Here is a 17,478-nt window from a genome sequence, read left to right on the forward strand (position 1 = left end):
TTAATCAGCCCTGTTGTAGCGGCGATCAACCAGCCTGGAAAACCCCTGATCCCCCAGAACCGGTTAAACAAACCGCCCGTTTCCGGTAGTATCTCCAGTCGCATAAAGATAAAAAACTAACCGCGGTAAGCGCCAAACCCAGAGGCAGGGAGCCTTAGCCCTCCCAATACCCGCTGAATCAGCCATTGGAGGGAATGTGTCAGCAGTTGAACCCAGCCAGTCCGTAAACTTCGGCTTTCTTGCCAAGCACGATGCACTGTTTGTCCAGTTGGCCGCCGCCGCAGAGCGCAGCTTCTCCAGTGACCCCAATACCACCCTGATCAAACTGCGCCAGCTGGGAGAGGCCATGGCCCAGCATATTGCCGCCATCAGTGGGGTAGAATTCGATGAACAAACCAGCCAGCAAAAGTTGCTGGAGAGACTGGCGCGGGAGCTTAATTTTGAGCCGGTTGTGCGCGAGCTGTTTCGCACCCTGCGTGTGGAGGGCAACCGGGCCACACACCAGTTCAACACCAGGCACAAGGAAGCCATAGATGGCTTGCGCGTAGCGCGCTCCTTGGCGGTCTGGTTTCATCGCGCTTTTGGGCAGAGCGACACCCCGTTTAAACCCGGCCCCTTTGTCGCCCCTGCCGATCCCAGCACAGAGCTGCGCGGACTACACAGCGAAATTGAACAACTCCGCTTCCAACTCAAAGAAGCCAATGTGCAACTGGATTCCAGCCAGCGGCTCAATGAACTGACCGCTCAGGAGAAAGACGAATACGAAGCCCTGGCACTGGCCATGGACAAGGAATCCCGCGCGAATGCCGCCCAGGCCTCGGCGCACGAACAGGCGCTGCAACAGAACAGGCGGGCCTACGAAGAAAAAATCCAGGTCCTGCAACAGCAACTGGCCCAGCGCGAAGCCAGGGCGCAAGCCGACCAACGGCAAAAAGCGAGCCAACAAACCAAAGCCGCCACCCAGAAAATTGTTCTTAATGAAGACCTGACCCGCATCCTGATTGACCAGCAGCTAACGGATGCCGGCTGGGCGGTGGACACCCTGGCGCTGACTTACGCAAAAGGCACGCGGCCAGAGAAAGGGAGAAACAAAGCCATCGCCGAGTGGCCGGTACAAAAGGGCCGCGCAGACTATGTGCTGTTTGCCGGCCTGATGCCGATCGCGGTGGTGGAGGCGAAAAGGGAAAATATCAATGTCGCCGGCAAGATTCCCCAGGCAGAAGGTTACAGCCGCAGCCTAAAAATCCAAGCCCCCCTGCAAAGCGCCTGGGCAGCAGCCGGCCGCACTATCGCCTGGCCAGACAACCACAGTGGCCACTACCAGGTGCCTTTTGTCTACTCCTGCAATGGGCGCCCCTACCTGCCCCAGATTGCAGAGCTGTCCGGCACCTGGTTCCGGGATGTACGCGAGCCAAGCAATCTCGCCTGTGCACTCTCCTGCTTCCACAGCCCGGACGACCTCCTAGACCAACTCCAGCGCAGCCGACAAGCAGCCGAGGAACGCCTGAAAAAAGAACCCTTCGGCTACCTCAAACTGCGCGACTATCAGGAGAAGGCCATTCTCGCAACGGAATCCGCCCTGGCCGCGGGCCAGCGGCAAGTCCTGCTGGCAATGGCCACCGGTACCGGCAAAACCCGCACCGCGCTCGGGCTGATGTACCGCCTGCTCAAAGCCGAACGTTTTAAGCGTATTTTGTTTTTGGTGGACCGCACCGCCCTCGGCACACAGGCCCAGGTCACCTTTAGCGAAGCACTGCTGGAGCAAAATCAATCCATCAGTAAAATTTATAACCTGGCCCAACTGGGCGATAGGGCGGCAGAAGCGGAAACCCGTATCCAGGTAGCCACAGTGCAAGCCATGGTGCAGCGGGTATTTGCCAGCGAGACACCCCCCACGGTCGGGCAATTCGACTGCATTATTGTCGACGAGGCCCACCGCGGTTACACCCTCGACCAGGAAATGACCGAAGGTGAAATCGCCACCCGCGACAGCAGCCAATATCTTTCCAGCTACCGCCGTGTACTCGATTACTTCGATGCGGTAAAAGTGGGCCTCACCGCCACCCCCGCCAAGCACACCTGTGATATTTTCGGCAAGCCGGTATACACCTACTCCTACCGCGAAGCCGTGGCGGACGACTGGCTGATCGATCACGAACCCCCCATCCGCTACCAAACCCTGCTCAGCAAAAATGGCATTCAATTTGCGCAGGGCAGTAGCGTGGAATCGGTGGACACCCAAACCGGTGCAGTGGACATTACCGAGTTGGAAGACGAGCTGCACTTTGCCGTGGAGGATTTTAATCGCCGCGTCATCAACGAGAATTTTAACCGGGTCATCTGTGAACAGCTGGTGCAGGAACTGGACCTCGCTGGCGGTGAGAAAACCCTGATTTTCTGCGCTACCGATCGCCACGCCGACACCGTCAAACGCCTGCTGGATGCCGCCTTTAAAACCCTCTACGGCGATGACTATAACCAGGCCGCCGTGGCCAAGATTACCGGCCAGAGCCCCAATCAGGATCAATTGATCTCCCAGTACAAAAACGAGCGCTATCCCAATATCGCCATTACCGTGGACCTGCTCACCACCGGCATCGACGTACGCAGGATCTGTAATCTGGTGTTTATGCGCCGGGTGCGCTCGCGCATTCTCTATGAGCAGATGATTGGCCGCGCCACCCGCCGTTGCGATAAAATCGGCAAAACCGTGTTTCGACTCTACGACCCCGTGGATATTTACGCGGCGTTGCAGCCAGTCAATACCATGCAGCCCCTGGTGAAAGATCCCAATATCACCATCGAACAACTGGCGGGGGAGCTGACAGACCCGGAACAGCTACAACGCGCTTTAGACAGCCCCGGCGAACCCGGTATGCCCAGCCAGGCCCATGTGGTATTGAGCCAGCTCAGCCAAAAACTGATGCGGGTACTGCGCAAAGCAGAAACCAGTGCGGAAAAGCGCCCGGCCATGCGGAAAAAATTGAATGCACTGACGCAGAGCTGGGGCGTTGCGCCGAAATCCCTGCACACCCACCTGCACAGCCTGGGCCCCACAAAAGCCGCCGAATTTATTCGCCAGCACAGTGGTTTACTGCAACAGATAGACGCGGTGAAAAGCCTGCTCGGCAGCGCGCGCAATCCGATCCTCTCCCACCACGCCGATCACATTGAACAGCGCACCCAGGGCTACGGCGAGTACAGTAAACCGGAGGACTACCTGGAAAGCTTTAACCGCTTTATCAGTACGCAGATCAACCAGTCCGCCGCCATTGCCGTGGTGGTCAGGCGCCCCCGCGATCTCACCCGCGAGCAGCTCAAGGAAATCAAACTGCTGCTTGATCACCATGGCTACGCCGAAGCCAAGTTGCAGACCGCCGTGCGCCACCAGACCAACCGGGATATCGCCGCCAGTATTATCGGCCATATCCGCCGCGCCGCTCTCGGCGAAGCCCTGTTGCCCTTTGCCCAGCGGGTCGCCGCCGCCATGGAAAAAATCTACGCCAGGCACCACTGGAACACCGCCCAGCGCCGCTGGCTGGAACGCCTGGCCAAGCAGCTGACCCACGAAGTGATTATCGACCGGGACACCATCAACAAGCTGCCCGCCTTCCAGGGCGGCGCGCGTCAGCTGGACAAGGTGCTGGGCGGCCAGCTGGATAGGGTACTGGAGGAACTGAATATGACAATCTGGTCATCAACAAAAACGGTGCCCGCCTAACCCAGGTTAAATCAGCCCGTGAAGCACCTGCAAACCCGCAGGGTCATCGCCCAGCTGGAATAGGCGCTCTCAGTGGATGTGCCTATTTTCATATTAAATTTTCAGTTTTTTGATACATAAGTGCGTTTATTGATGAGCCATCCCACACAAACCCACTTTCATATCAAATTTCTTGATATTTGATACACAAGCAGAATGCGCATTGCTATAGTCCCCCCAGTCTTTTGCGCCTTAAGAATAGGAAAACCGCACCCAGAGCCACGATGAAACCCTATATTCCGGATACCCTGCCCCTGGCACAGCTGGACTATGCCCGGCTGATCACCCCAGTGGGTGAAGCCAACGCCAAGCTCGCAGAGTACAGCGGCCTGTTGCAGGGCATCGTCAATCCCGCGGTCCTGTTGTCGCCCCTCACCCAGCAGGAGGCGGTGCTGTCCTCAAAGATTGAAGGCACCCAGGCCACCGTGGAAGAAGTGTTGGAGCAGGAAGCCGGCCAGCACTTCGATGGGCGCAAAAGTGCCGATATCCAGGAGATCCACAACTACCGCAAAGCCCTGTTGTTGTCCCAGCAACACCTGCAGGGTGGGGGCTCCATCAGCCTGAGCCTGTTGCGTCAGTTACATGCAATTCTGCTCGACAGTGTGCGCGGCCAAGACAAATCCCCCGGGCACTTTCGCAAGCAACAAAACTGGATAGGCCGCGCCGGCTGCCCCATTGAGCAGGCCACCTTTGTGCCCCCCAATCCCCTGCAACTGCCGGATCACCTGCAACAGTGGCAGCACTACCTGCAGCAGCAAGACTTCGATGTCCTGGCGCAGACCGCCATAGTACACGCCCAGTTTGAACTGCTGCACCCCTTTACAGACGGCAACGGGCGTATTGGCCGCCTGCTGATCCCCCTGTTTCTCTACGCCCGCCAGCGGCTGTCGAGCCCCATGTTCTACCTCTCCGCCACCCTCGAATCCCACCGCCAGGAGTACTACCAGCGGCTCGCCAATATTTCCCGCCAGGGCGACTGGTGCGGCTGGATTCAGTTTTTCCTGCACGCCATTACCCAGCAGGCCCACACCAACCTGCTGCAGGTGCGGCGCATTCTGGCCCTGTACGAAGAGACCAAAACCCAGATCCGCGAGATCACCCACACCCAGCACAGCCCGCAACTGTTAGACGGTATCTTCGACCGCCCGATTTTTAATGCCAGCGATTTTGCCCGCCGCAACCGCATCAACAAGCAGACCCTGCAGGGGCTGTTGCGCCAACTCAGCCAGGGGCGCGGCCCACTCACGGTATTGCGCCAGGGCCAGGGCCGTGCGCCCGCTATTTACGCCTTTCCCCAGCTACTCACTATTTGTCAGGGCGCCACCTAGGCCCCAGCCAACAGGACATTTAAACCCCATGACCAACAATCACATAGTGCAAAAACTCTGGAATCTCTGCGACGTACTGCGCGACGACGGTATCAACTACTCCGACTATGTCACCGAGCTGGTGCTGCTGCTGTTTATCAAGATGGTGCACGAAAACACCGAGAGCGGCGCCCTGAAAAAACACCCGCTGCCCGAAGGCTGCCGCTGGAGCGACCTCAACCGCCAGTCCGGCATCAACCTGTTGAACGACTACAAGCGCCTGCTGCTCACCCTCTCCACCGGCACCGATGCCGCCGGCAAACCCGTGCACGAAGACCCACTCATCAGCGCCATCTACGCCGACGCCCAGACCCGCCTGCGCGAACCGCGCCATCTGGAGCAGATGATCAAAACCCTGGACCAGATCGACTGGTTCAGCGCCCAGAGAGACGGCCTCGGCGACCTCTACGAAGGGCTGTTGCAAAAAAACGCCACCGAAACCAAATCCGGCGCTGGCCAGTACTTCACCCCCCGCGCCCTCATCAATGCCATGGTGCGCTGCGTGAAACCCCAGGCCGGCGAAGTGATTCAGGACCCCGCCGCCGGCACCGGCGGCTTTTTGATCGCCGCCGATCGCTATATTAAGGACCACAGCGACGATCTCTTCGACCTGGACGCCAGGGCCCAGCGCTTCCAGAAAAACCAAGCCTTTATCGGCATCGAACTGGTGCCCGGCACCCGCCGCCTGGCCCTGATGAACTGCCTGCTGCACGGCATGGAGGGCGATGCCGAGGGCGTGGTACATCTGGGCAATGCCCTCGGCCAGGCCGGCGCCGGCTTGGAGCCTGTGGATATTGTGCTGGCCAACCCGCCCTTTGGCACTGCCAAGGGCGGCGAGGCCAGCATTAGCCGCGACGACCTCACCTACAAAACCAGCAACAAACAGCTCGCCTTTGTGCAGCATATCTACCGCACCCTCAAACCCGGTGGCTGCGCCGCCGTGGTACTGCCGGATAACGTGTTGTTTGAAGCGGGCGTGGGCACCGAGATCCGCCGAGACCTGCTGCACAAATGCAACCTGCACACCCTTTTGCGCCTGCCCACCGGCATTTTTTATGCCGCCGGGGTTAAGACCAATGTGCTGTTTTTTAATCGCGGCAGCGCCAAGGACCCTTACCAGGAGGAAAACAGTACCCAGCACACCTGGGTCTACGACCTGCGCACCAATATGCCCAGCTTCGGCAAGCGCAATCCGTTTAGAGAGGAGCATTTAAAACCGTTTGAAAAGTGTTACGGCAACAAGCCCGACGGCACCAGCAAGCGCCACGAGGGCGACTGGTCCTTTTGTGCCGAGGACGCCGGGCAGACCCTGGAAAACAGCCGCTGGCGACGCTTCTCCCGCGACTGGATCGCCGAACAAAAAGGTGATTCCCTGGATATCAGTTGGCTTAAGGATGCCGATAGTGTGGATGCCAGTGCGCTGCCGGAGCCGGCGGTTTTGGCGGGTGAGGCGATGAGGGAGCTGGTACAGGCGCTGGGGGAGATGGATGGGTTGATCCGGGAGTTGGGGGCTGAAGAATAAATATGATCATTACCAATACCCTACCAGACACTTGGTCTACTGCATCTATAAGTGAAATCAATAAACACGAATCTAATAGTATTCAACCCAACAAATATCCTGACGAGACCTTCGAATTATATAGCGTGCCCATCTTTCCGGAAGGGCACCCTGAGCTACCCCAAGGTTCAGCAATAGGATCAAGTAAGCAAACTGTTCTCCCAAATGATGTATTAATTTGTAAAATAAATCCTCGAATCAATCGAGTATGGGTGGTCAGTGAGAAAAATAACTACAGGCAAATAGCCTCTTCAGAATGGATTACCATTCGTCAACCTCTTTTATTTTCAAAGTACCTAGTTCGCTACTTTCAGTCTGAAGAGTTTAGAGGTAAATTGTGTGCGGATGTCACAGGAGTAGGAGGATCTCTAACTCGTGCGCAACCCAAGAAAGTTGCAACTTTCTTAATCCCTATCCCCCCACTACCCGAACAAAAAGCAATCGCCGAAAAACTCGACCGCTTACTGGCCCAGGTGGAGCGCAGCAAAGCCCGCCTGCAACGACTTCCGCAGATCTTAAAACGCTTTCGTCAGTCGGTATTGGCGGCGGCGGTTAGTGGTAAGTTGACGGAGGAGTGGAGAAACCTTAACGGCAAAGAAATTGATGAGTGGAAACCCACTACTATTGGCGCAATTGCCGAAGTTGCAACAGGAAAAACTCCCAAACGTACTAATGTAAGGTATTGGGAAAATGGCGACACCCCATGGCTAACTAGCGCCAGCACCGGAAACCTTTTTACTCACAAGGCAGATCAGTTTGTCACCTCCATAGCAATTCAAGAATGCACCCTCAAAATTTTTCCTGAAGGAACACTCCTTTTGGCAATGTACGGAGAGGGGAAAACACGAGGTCAAGTTACAGAAACAAAAATCCCCGCAACTTGCAACCAAGCTTGCGCTGCCATTATCCTAAATAAAAGACATATAAACAAAAAATTTATAAAAATTAGATTGCAAGAAAACTACGAAGAAATAAGGAATGTAGCCGCTGGGGGAACGCAACCAAATTTAAATCTAAAAAAAGTAAGAGATATAAGCGTCGCTTTACCACCATACGAAGAGCAAGAAGAAATCGCCCACCGAGTAGAAGAACTTTTCACCTACGCCGACAAAATCGAACAACAGATCAATAGCGCCCTAACCAAAGTCGAGCAGTTAAGCCAGTCAATCCTCGCCAAGGCCTTTAGAGGCGAGCTGACCGAGCAGTGGCGCCGCGACAACCCGGAATTGATCAGCGGCGATAACAGCGCCGCCGCCCTGCTGGAGCGGATCCGGACTCAGCGCGCCGGGGCCAAAGCAACCCCGCGCAAACGCCGCAAGACCGCACCCGCCTGACAACCCCGGCAGGCGCACTAGACCATAATGAGATAATAGGGATAGCCAATGCAAAAAAACGCATGGATGATCCGCGCCGGGCGCGGGGGTATTTACAGTGAAGACTTCGAGGAAAAGGGCGTTGCCGCGTTTGGCTCATCGCAACTGGGGGATTTTACTCAGTACACAAGCACCGAGCGCTTGCGGGCCGAATACATCAAGGTTTATGGCAATGATAAACCTGCGGCTACCGCCAATGTAGTGGCCATGATCCTGAAATTTCGCGATCAGATTGCCGCCGGCGATTATATTGTCAGCTACAACCCCGAGACCCGCAACTACCTGCTGGGGGTCGATCAAGGGGAATATCAGTATCAGCCGGGCACCGTCGGCGATTACCCCAACCTGCGCCGGGTGGAATGGCTGGGCAAGGTCAGCCGCGACCAGCTACCCCAGAAAGCGAAAAACTCCCTAGGCTCTACCCTCACCCTCTTCTCCCTGAGCCAGGAGACGATTGAAGCCTTTTTAACCATCTTCGAAGGCCGCACGGTAACGCCGCAAGAAGACGAAGTCGCAGAAACCGAGACTGCACAACTCAAAGATGAAACCGTGGCTCAGAGCCATGAATTGATTAAAGACAAGATTGCCGCATTACTGCCCGAGGAAATGGAAGAACTGGTCGCGGCGATTTTGCGCGCGATGGGCTTTAACGCCAAGGTCTCCCCCAAGGGCCCGGATCGCGGTGTGGATGTGATCGCTTCACCGGATGGCCTGGGCCTGACCCAGCCGCGCATCAAGGCGGAAGTCAAGCATCGCGACGGCGCCATGGGCGCCCCCGCCATACGCGGCTTTATCGGCACCCTGCGGGAGGGGGATTCCGGCCTGTTTGTGAGCACCGGTGGCTTTAGCCGTGAGGCCCGCTACGAGGCCGACCGCTCCACTTTCCCCCTCACGTTAGTCGACCTGGATGACCTGGCGGATTTGATTGTCAGCCACTACGATAACTTCGATCTGGAAGGCCGGGCACTGGTACCCCTGGTGCGGATTTATTGGCCGGTGGATTAACGTTACTTTTAGCTTGATTTTAAAAGAGGGCTAACTTTCAATAAAGCATCAAAAAGGGAAAGTGAATTAGCAGGCAGAGGGAAGCAATGGCTAAGCAATACGTCCACCAGTTTAGAACCCTGGAGGACCTTCGGGAAATCATTAAAACATTTCAGGGGTTCGTTGCCCGACCTACTGTGGGAACAAATCATCCCACCGTGTATGACCCGCAAACGGTACCTGCCGGGGAAAAGCTGGTACAGGGACTCAGAGTAAAAGATTGGTGCCTATCTCCCGACTTCCAATGGGTATTACCACACTCCCAGATGGGGCTATCCTTTTCTTCCAACTGGCAGCACCTAAAGGGCCTGCACAAAATGCTGCAAAAGCGTAATCCTGGTACGGCGGTACAGGTTTACTGGGTGTTGGAGGCGGCGGACATTCCGCCGGGTTTGGCCTTTGTGCCGGATAACAGGAAGAAAGGACATCACTTTCTGACGGTTACCGATAAAATGCTGGTACACCAGTTGGTAGAAAAATTATATTGGATCGCGGACCGGATGTCGGTCATTAAAGACGCGGGGTTCACACTATGATCGAGTATCGATATCCTGAAGAGAAAATCGTCGCACAATATTTTGCCGAACTGCTGCAAGATACCAAGGCAACAGAGATTATCCAGCGCGGTACCGTCACCTCTGCAGAGGAGGCCACGCATCTGAGTCAATTCTTCTGGGCCATGATCGAAAAATCCACCCAAGCCGTGGAAATCCCCTGTGATGGCAGCGCTGAATACTGGACTGAGAAGCTGTATAACACCCTTGGCGGTTACCTGGAAAACGCGGGCTATGGGCAGCAGTGGGAGGAGGAAATTGACAAGGCGTAAACGCCCAATACCGGGCTTAGCTTAGGCGCTTATCGGATGGGCTCCCTGCGCCCATTCACGCCAACAAGTGTATCTGGGGAAAATACTATTGTCGGCCTGCAAAGAAATCCAGTGTCAAAAACAGAGAATGCGTTCACTGGTAAGAACCGACTGATTCCTCAGCCATAATAAGCGTTGTGATCTGCCCCGACCTCGCATCGATGCAGAGAACAAACACCGCACCTTCCCCATGGGCACCCCCGCTCAACGCAACTGTGACGGCAGGTAACTTGCACTTTCTAATAGGCCATTACGCTTTTTCCAAACGCAGGTATTAAACGCAGGCATTAGAAATATAGGCACCAAAATAATCTTATTGGATTGTAATCGGTTTTCTTTAGGGGTAAAGCGGCGTAAGATTCAAAGGCTTACTCGCCATTATGGGCCGTAATTGGGCAGGTTTCTGTCAATCAACAATAAAAAACCCAAACGGCCCAGGCAATGTCCAGCAGATCCCTTCCTTTATCAGGAGAACGGTAGCGTGACCTAAGAATACGGAAAAGGCGCTGACCCAAGGTGCTAGCACACCAGGGGCCAGCTAACCAAATTGATAAGATAGATATCAAAATGGCTATATGCATAATACGCTAGAAACCCGCTCGTCTTCAATAAAGCGGAATACCTTCAAGAGCCTGGCGCGGTTCCCCAGGCCTTGGGAGCGTTGCGTCCGCCTGTTCTGCTGTTGCGTCTACCGTTCCCGCGCCCCGCCCCGTCTTGCCTTCCATCGTTACTTTCCAGGTATTCCCATCACGAAAAGTCATCCCGGGATTTGCAACCCGGAAGGAAAGGCTTATGTTGGTTGTAAAACGCCGGCCCGGCGAGAACCTCAGAATTGGGACCAATGTCTCCGTCACCGTATTGGGTATTAGCGGTAACCAGGTCAGGGTGGGCATCAAGGCCCCCAAATCCCTGCCGGTGCACCGGGAAGAAGTGTATGTGCGCATCCAAAAAGAGCGGGCGCTGGGCGATGGAAGTGGTTGAGCGGCGGGTTATACCCATAGCCCAGTTATTCAGCGGGCTATCAATCGCTTATCCTCCCTGCAGTCGGCTGCCCTTTTGCAAACAGATAGTGTCAGGATGGGTCCAATGGTCTGTTACTGAATAGGCTACCGCTACAAATAACAGCCTTATCGCCGCCTTCTTTGATAAAAGACATCGGTGTACGGGAGAACGCATACTTGCTCTCTGCGAAAAAGCCGCTCGCAGACGCCTCTGTGTGATCAGACCAAGGCAACTGACGGTGCAGCCATTCGGATCAACACACAACCCCCCTTTGGCAAGGACGGGTGGCACGGAGGGCGCACCCGGTAGAAATGCTCGCCGTCGAGGGGAAAGGGTAAGGGTAAATAGGTACGCAGGGCCATAACCACACATTATTTTCTAAAATCCGGCCAGTGCCTCCAAAAAGCGCGTTGTTACTAGCGGATCAAGGGGAAAGAGTGCTCATCTCCCGGAATAAACGTTAAATCCTGCGCCCAAAGGGAACCCTTCCTCTTGAATACCGGTACCGGTTGGGGTAAGAGGGGTTGTCAATTTCACTTTATTCTCTTTATTGCCGCCACTGTACCGTATCGCGGTAGGCGTCAGGTACTTCCTGTTGATGGCAGGAGATTTGAGAATTACTTAGATAATAAAAGCTATTGATACCAACTCATGCAACAAAAACACATCATTCAATAGGCCCGCAATTAGCGATGCATACAGGAATTCCAACTCCGCTGTATTAAGGATACAGCCGTACCTTAGTCATATATAAGCGCGTGATCGCTAACAGCCGACGCGTTGCCTTAATGGATTGAGGAGAATTTTGATATGCGTATCAAACAATTGGTACTGTTACTTTTATGTACAGCATTTACCCCACTCACATTTGCTCAACTGCTCGATAAAACATTGGTGAATCAAAACAACGCTATCAATGCGCCCGGTGGCACTATAGAAAAATCATTACTACAACAGATCGGAACCGGTCAAGGCGCCGACAACATCCCCGGCTCGTCAATCTATTTGATCAAGCGTGACCCCGCCCGTTCAATACGGCGGGGGCGTCAGCTTTTCCAGCGTAAATTTTCCATGACCGAAGGCCTGGGGCCGCGGGTCAATGCATCATCCAGCGGCGATGTAACCGCAATGCGTGCGTTGGGTGCGGGGTTAACCGATAGTTGTGCCGCCTGCCATGGCAGACCCAGAGGCGCAGCCGGTTTTGGCGGTGATGTTGCAACCAGACCCGACAGCCGGGATGCACCCCACCTGTTTGGCCTGGGGCTTGTTGAACAACTCGGCGATGAAATGACATCTGAATTGCGTGCCACCAGGGCCAATGCAATAGATGAAGCCATGAACGGCATCCCCGGGCAGATTTTTATAGAGGAGGATTTTGAAGCGGGATCTGGAGAGTTTCAGTTTGTAGAAGACCCTTTCGGCACCAATCAACCCGCCTATAGCTCCGGACAACTGATCAGCGATAGTGGCGATATCCGCGCTGTGACCACTTTGGGTGGTATTGATAACCTGAGCATTACAGAAATGTCTGGGGGCTGGCAAACCAGTTTTACCCTGACCCAGGCTGCGGAGGTCACTTTTGATTTCGATTTTCGCGTTATCCAAACCTCGGAATATGAAAGCGACGAAATTTCCAGCGCAATTATTGCCATTGATGGACAGGAGACGGTACTTGCAACACTGAGGGGGAACGGGAACGGTGGCGGAGACATGAGTACCGGCATACAAACCACCACGCTGACCCGAAATCTGTCGGCGGGACACCACACGGTGGTATTGGGGGGGTTCAATAACAAAAAAACCGCCAATGATGAAATCACATTTATCAGCTATGGGCGCGCGACTGTCTCAATACCCGGCCAGGGTCCAGGTACTGTGATCAAAAATCTGCTGGCAAAAGGGGTCGATTTCGGCACGATCACCGCTTTTTCTGATGGCAGCCTGGATACCAGCGATGTACAGGGGGTTAACGAAGATTTGCGCATTCGTCCTTTCTTTGCCCAAGGTGGCACCGTCACTATTCGCGAGTTTGCCATCGGTGCCTTTAAGGATGAAATGGGCTTACAGGCCGTGGACCCCATCCTGTGTGCTGTTACTGATAGCAATAACCCTCAGGCATTGGTGAGCCCCGCGGGGTTCCACTTCGATCCCGATCAGGACACCTTTGAACGGCCACCAACATGCAGTATCAGCGACGATCCCGACGGTGATGGCAAAACCAATGAGATTGACGCCGCACTGATTGATCATTTGGAATTTTATTTACTGAATTATTTTAAGCCGGGTCAATACAGGCTTACCAGTCGGTCACAGTTTGGATATGAATTAATGGAGACTATTGGTTGTACCGGTTGTCATGTGGAACAACTTACGATCAATGCCGATCGACGGGTCGCCGATGTGGAAACCCAGTACGACCCTTTCAACGCTATCTTCAACGATTTATTTGCCACTGCCTCAACGCGTTTTATCGCGGTCGATGATGGGGATACCTATCCGTTGTTGCTACCCAAAGAGGAGCCGTTTGTAGTCAAAAACTTCTTTTCGGATTTAAAACGCCATGACCTGGGGCCCGCCTTTCATGAGCGTGAGTACGACGGCACCCTGGTAACACACTTTATGACCGAGCCCCTATGGGGGGTTGGTTCGAGCAGTCCCTATGGACACGATGGACGCAGCATCAATCTCGATCAGGTTATCCGGCGCCACGGCGGTGAAGCGGCGCAATCCCGAAACGCCTACGTTGCGTTGAGTGATGATGAGCAGGCTCAGCTGAGAGAATTCCTGCAAACATTGGTCCTGTTTCCTCCCGACGATACGGCATCGAATCTAAACCCCGGAAACCCTGGCACCAACAACCCTCAAGATCCCGCTGAACACGGATCTATTAACCTGGGGGCCCTGTTTCAAATTCCTGATGAGGGCAGTGAGTAATCACCATCGAGCTTTGAGATTCTGCGTTACCATGGGTGTATTTTTATAATTTACGGGCTCCTATCCTAGCGTGATAAATCCTGTTACCCGTCAATCCCCGTGCGCGTGCGTGCGGGGATTACCCGCTCTCATAGACCAGTAAAGCAGGAGGGAAGCCATACCGCATTGGCTGAGGGTATAAGATAAAAAAACCGATGGGGTATTTGGTGAAGATTGGAGCAATGCGCAGTCAATGGTCGTGTTTATCTGGCAAGCAATACCAGTAGCGCATTGGGGGGCGTTGTTTGGCGGCTTTCAGGAAATCTTTAAGACAATCGGGCACCCTCTGATAAAAGGTAAGCCAGGCGCAGAGCAGTTGCCGGCTTGGGGGCCGTGGTTGAGGCGGCATTCATCTGTGTGAGCGATTTCACAAGACTATTCTGCAGGAGTTTTATCAGCCGTCACTACGACGCAAGATTTATGGCTCGTTGGAGGAGCTACAGATGGATCTGGACGAATGGCTCAATTATTACAATAATGAACGAACCCACCAAGGCAAGAAGTGCTGTGGCCGTACGCCTGCACAAACGCTTGAAGATGGCAAAAAGATCTGGATGAAAAAGTTCGTGAACTGAACCTGACCTGACAGACCACCGTCAGAAAAACCGGTCACTGTCAGATCAAGCCTAAACTACTACAGTTCAGTTGATATGGTTGTTAAATGGAACCTAAGACCCTTCGCATCGTCTTCGATCTGCGAAACCGAGAGAAGGGTCTCTATTTACCTTACTAAGTGATACTTTTTCCATTCTTACACTGACCGTAGGAGAGTAGGTAGGCAACGCGAAACGGCTTGGAATTGGTGTTGATTTTCGCCTGGAGTTCGGGGTCATCGCAGAAAACCCACAATTCATCCACCCACTGTTTGCTGGGCTTGAGTATCATGACTTGAAAGCCGTATTCACTAACATCGTCGTCTTGTATCGGCGCTGGTACGTCAAGTGGATCCACCTGAAGAACCTGACCTCTGACATCGACCGTGTTGACGCTGCCCTCATATTTGGCACCAATTGATCCAGTAAACTCGACATACCCACCTTCACCCACGCCATTAAAAGTAATCTCTTCTCCTCCGGACGCGCCAGCTGTAATTTTGGCATAGACATCCCAGCCAAATTCGGTTCCCTTGGTCGTTTTGCCGGTGTAAGTTTTCACCTGTTCAGACGCTTCTGTCCATGCAATGTTGGCATTTTTGGGAGCCACCTGGTTAGGCCGGAGAACTTTTCCGACATAGTCACTTCCCCATGGTGCATATGGCCATTCATCCATACCCGGAGGTAGAATGCCAGCCATAGGCCCGCCTTTTTGGTTGGGGTCATACTCACCATTCGCGATCGCCTGATTTCGCGCGTCTATGCGCTCATTCAACTGATCTTCCAACTGTTTCATTGTTTCATTGATCGCGTTCTCGGTATACGAGGTTAAGTCACCAGGTGTCACATAATAACTCGTAAAGTCGAGATCGACCGCCTGTGTATAGCGCGGCACAATGGATACAATCGAAGGCGAGTTTGTATCCAGCTTGCCATTATTATCAAGCATGTGAACGTCGTTTCGGACCATCACAGTGCCATAGCAAAATACCGTGCCGTCCGGAACCACTTTGCCCTCATAATCCGTCTGTGTTGTATGGATGATTTCATCCAGGGCTTGATTGCTCACCGCCTCTGACCATTTACCCGATAGACCAAAGCCGGCTTGAAGGTCAATATATGGACCGATACCCTTTGTCGTTTTAGCCAGAAAATGGACTCCCATCTCTCCCATCACCGCGTGCTGAACTTCTCGAGAGCTGGTTTTTTCACTGAGGTAATGAATGGAACCGTGAGAGCGACGTGCATAGTCGGCGTCAGGGGCATCCATAGTGTTGGACTGTGGAAATGGCATCGGGGAATCAAAGAGTGCGCGAACGACTAAAGAAGAAATATTGTATTGGCTTTTTCCATAGGTCCCTGTCGTATCTGAGATGTTATAGATTTCAGCAGCGTCCGTGCGGCGAAGCGATCCATAGGTTGAGTACTTCCCCTTAATGTGATCATCGACCACGAAGATGTTCTCGTAGATGTCATAATAGTATTCGTCTTTATCTGAACTTTCTAATGCCGGACTATTTTCCGGTACACTCTGCCTCTTACCATCGACTTCTTTATAGGGACTGCCGACGATGAATGAAGCTAAAGGCATCTTTTGAGAGGAGTGAGGGTTATTCCATACCAATGTCTCAGGTGTCAAGGTGCCGACAATGTTACTGAGATCACCATTAGTTTCGGGATCATTCAGAATTAACTTGCGAAATACCACATCTTTATCATTGCTACGACAATAATAGAATCTGGGGTTTCCTATAGGGTCTACCGCTGCATAAACGCCTCGCAAGCCTCCGTCAAGATTGATAACGGCAGAGTCACCATCAGAGAGCTCTTCACCCTTGTGCTCAAAAATAGTGATCCAAGCTACGTTGTCTTCATGCTGCCCGGTAGCGACATAGGTTTTTCCGAGACAAAGGAAACCACATGCGGTGACTTGACTGCCAAGCGTTGATTTCTGTTCATTTTCTCCGCCCGTCATCGTATAAGGGTTGCTCAAAGTTAGCTCTTGAGCACCATCGTTCAATTGCTGTTCGATGTCCACTTCGGAAAACCGCATGGTCTTGCCATCCTGCTCTTGCCAACCAATCAGTAAAGATTGATTCGGGAGCCTGGTGATGCAGCAGGATCGGAGCATGTCTGGGGTATCTTTCCCGTACTTAAACGATATGGGCTCGCACCACTCTCCTGTTCCTTGAAAACCATCGATAGCTTCAGCTTTTGATTTACGTGACAGCTTAAGAGTCTGATTGTCTGCATTGTCGATCCAAAGCAAATACAGGTAAAGTTCCGACACAACGGCTGAGATCGCATGTCTCGTGTAAAAAGAGGTGCCCTTTGTGGTTTTGATTGTCTTGATTTGCCATTCTCTCGATTGAGTCAATGAGCCGAAATCACCGGACTTCAGGTCTACCAAAGCACCCTTTGATTCAGAGATGGCATGATTACCGTTCATGTTACCCAGATAGTAGAGGCTACCGTCAAATACCGCAGTTGCACCTGTGTTATTTGCGTTTGGTGTATCTGGGAGATGATATATAGAGGATTCCTGATATGACATTCTGTTTTCCTTTTTAGTCAGGTTGTGAATACAGCTGGGCGGACTCCCTGTCGATGTCGTTCAACGGGTCGCAGACATCGTTTTGCTAAATCCGGGTTTCGTCAAAGTTGGCATAGATACAGGCCCTGAAAGTTGGGGCCTGGCTTCTGGTTCAAATTCGATGGTTCAGAACTTTAACGTTTGTTCCTAAATGAGTCTTACGTTCAATTCTTAATGAATTGTTAATGCGTATGACTGGCTGCGTAAGGGGGTTTCTTACGCAGTGTTGTGAGGTGTTCAACGGTGTTTTCGCCGCAGGGTGCTTTTTCGCAGAGAGTGACTTAAGGTGGCAGGCGGGTTAGCCGGATGTGGACCGAGTAATCGGCGTTTTGGGGGGAGTGGTCTTG

The 17,478-nt window shown here is 53.3% G+C and carries 10 protein-coding genes and 1 pseudogene; 10 read left to right on the plus strand and 1 reads right to left on the minus strand.

Annotated features, from left to right (window positions below; translation table 11 throughout):
- The first annotated feature begins 196 nt into the window (after positions 1–196).
- The 10 genes and pseudogenes from hsdR to ACL7TT_RS07510 form a co-directional block, all read left to right on the plus strand.
- Complete coding sequence (gene hsdR, locus ACL7TT_RS07465) at positions 197–3,721, plus strand: type I restriction-modification system endonuclease (protein ID WP_413394372.1); 3,525 nt, start codon at positions 197–199, stop codon at positions 3,719–3,721.
- Between the two features lie 263 nt (positions 3,722–3,984).
- Complete coding sequence (locus ACL7TT_RS07470) at positions 3,985–5,088, plus strand: Fic family protein (RefSeq protein ID WP_413394374.1); 1,104 nt, start codon at positions 3,985–3,987, stop codon at positions 5,086–5,088.
- Between the two features lie 28 nt (positions 5,089–5,116).
- A complete protein-coding gene (locus ACL7TT_RS07475) occupies positions 5,117–6,649 on the plus strand; it encodes a class I SAM-dependent DNA methyltransferase (protein WP_413394376.1) in 1,533 nt (510 codons plus the stop codon).
- Positions 6,650–6,651: 2 nt separating this feature from the next.
- Positions 6,652–8,022: a restriction endonuclease subunit S gene (locus ACL7TT_RS07480; RefSeq protein WP_413394378.1), complete on the plus strand. Its 1,371-nt coding sequence runs from the start codon at positions 6,652–6,654 to the stop codon at positions 8,020–8,022.
- A 48-nt stretch (positions 8,023–8,070) separates the two neighbouring features.
- Positions 8,071–9,066: a restriction endonuclease gene (locus ACL7TT_RS07485; protein ID WP_413394380.1), complete on the plus strand. Its 996-nt coding sequence runs from the start codon at positions 8,071–8,073 to the stop codon at positions 9,064–9,066.
- Between the two features lie 86 nt (positions 9,067–9,152).
- Positions 9,153–9,641 carry a hypothetical protein gene (locus ACL7TT_RS07490; RefSeq protein ID WP_299942535.1) on the plus strand — a complete coding sequence of 163 codons (489 nt, stop codon included), beginning with the start codon at positions 9,153–9,155 and terminating at the stop codon, positions 9,639–9,641.
- A complete protein-coding gene (locus ACL7TT_RS07495) occupies positions 9,638–9,931 on the plus strand; it encodes a hypothetical protein (RefSeq protein WP_413394382.1) in 294 nt (97 codons plus the stop codon). Before ACL7TT_RS07490 ends, ACL7TT_RS07495 begins: the two co-directional genes overlap by 4 nt.
- A gap of 831 nt (positions 9,932–10,762) precedes the next feature.
- A complete protein-coding gene (gene csrA / locus ACL7TT_RS07500; RefSeq protein ID WP_413394384.1) occupies positions 10,763–10,951 on the plus strand; it encodes a carbon storage regulator CsrA in 189 nt (62 codons plus the stop codon).
- A gap of 831 nt (positions 10,952–11,782) precedes the next feature.
- Complete coding sequence (locus ACL7TT_RS07505) at positions 11,783–13,906, plus strand: di-heme oxidoredictase family protein (RefSeq protein WP_413394386.1); 2,124 nt, start codon at positions 11,783–11,785, stop codon at positions 13,904–13,906.
- A 392-nt stretch (positions 13,907–14,298) separates the two neighbouring features.
- Positions 14,299–14,520 (plus strand): annotated as a pseudogene (locus tag ACL7TT_RS07510) (integrase core domain-containing protein); the annotation flags it as partial.
- A 154-nt stretch (positions 14,521–14,674) separates the two neighbouring features.
- Here ACL7TT_RS07510 and ACL7TT_RS07515 read toward each other — a convergent pair.
- On the minus strand, positions 14,675–17,092 hold the full coding sequence (locus ACL7TT_RS07515; protein ID WP_413394388.1) for a hypothetical protein: 2,418 nt from the start codon (positions 17,090–17,092) through the stop codon (positions 14,675–14,677).
- Positions 17,093–17,478 lie beyond the last annotated feature (386 nt).

The organism is Microbulbifer jejuensis (assembly GCF_047289955.1).
Classification (GTDB): domain Bacteria; phylum Pseudomonadota; class Gammaproteobacteria; order Pseudomonadales; family Cellvibrionaceae; genus Microbulbifer.

Coding starts and splice junctions, on each gene's coding strand:
- ACL7TT_RS07470 (WP_413394374.1), top strand. CDS start 3,985: ATGAAACCCTATATTCCGGATACCCTGCCCCTGGCACAGCTGGACTAT.
- ACL7TT_RS07475 (WP_413394376.1), top strand. CDS start 5,117: ATGACCAACAATCACATAGTGCAAAAACTCTGGAATCTCTGCGACGTA.
- ACL7TT_RS07480 (WP_413394378.1), top strand. CDS start 6,652: ATGATCATTACCAATACCCTACCAGACACTTGGTCTACTGCATCTATA.
- ACL7TT_RS07485 (WP_413394380.1), top strand. CDS start 8,071: ATGCAAAAAAACGCATGGATGATCCGCGCCGGGCGCGGGGGTATTTAC.
- ACL7TT_RS07490 (WP_299942535.1), top strand. CDS start 9,153: ATGGCTAAGCAATACGTCCACCAGTTTAGAACCCTGGAGGACCTTCGG.
- ACL7TT_RS07495 (WP_413394382.1), top strand. CDS start 9,638: ATGATCGAGTATCGATATCCTGAAGAGAAAATCGTCGCACAATATTTT.
- csrA (WP_413394384.1), top strand. CDS start 10,763: ATGTTGGTTGTAAAACGCCGGCCCGGCGAGAACCTCAGAATTGGGACC.
- ACL7TT_RS07505 (WP_413394386.1), top strand. CDS start 11,783: ATGCGTATCAAACAATTGGTACTGTTACTTTTATGTACAGCATTTACC.
- ACL7TT_RS07515 (WP_413394388.1), bottom strand. CDS start 17,092: ATGTCATATCAGGAATCCTCTATATATCATCTCCCAGATACACCAAAC.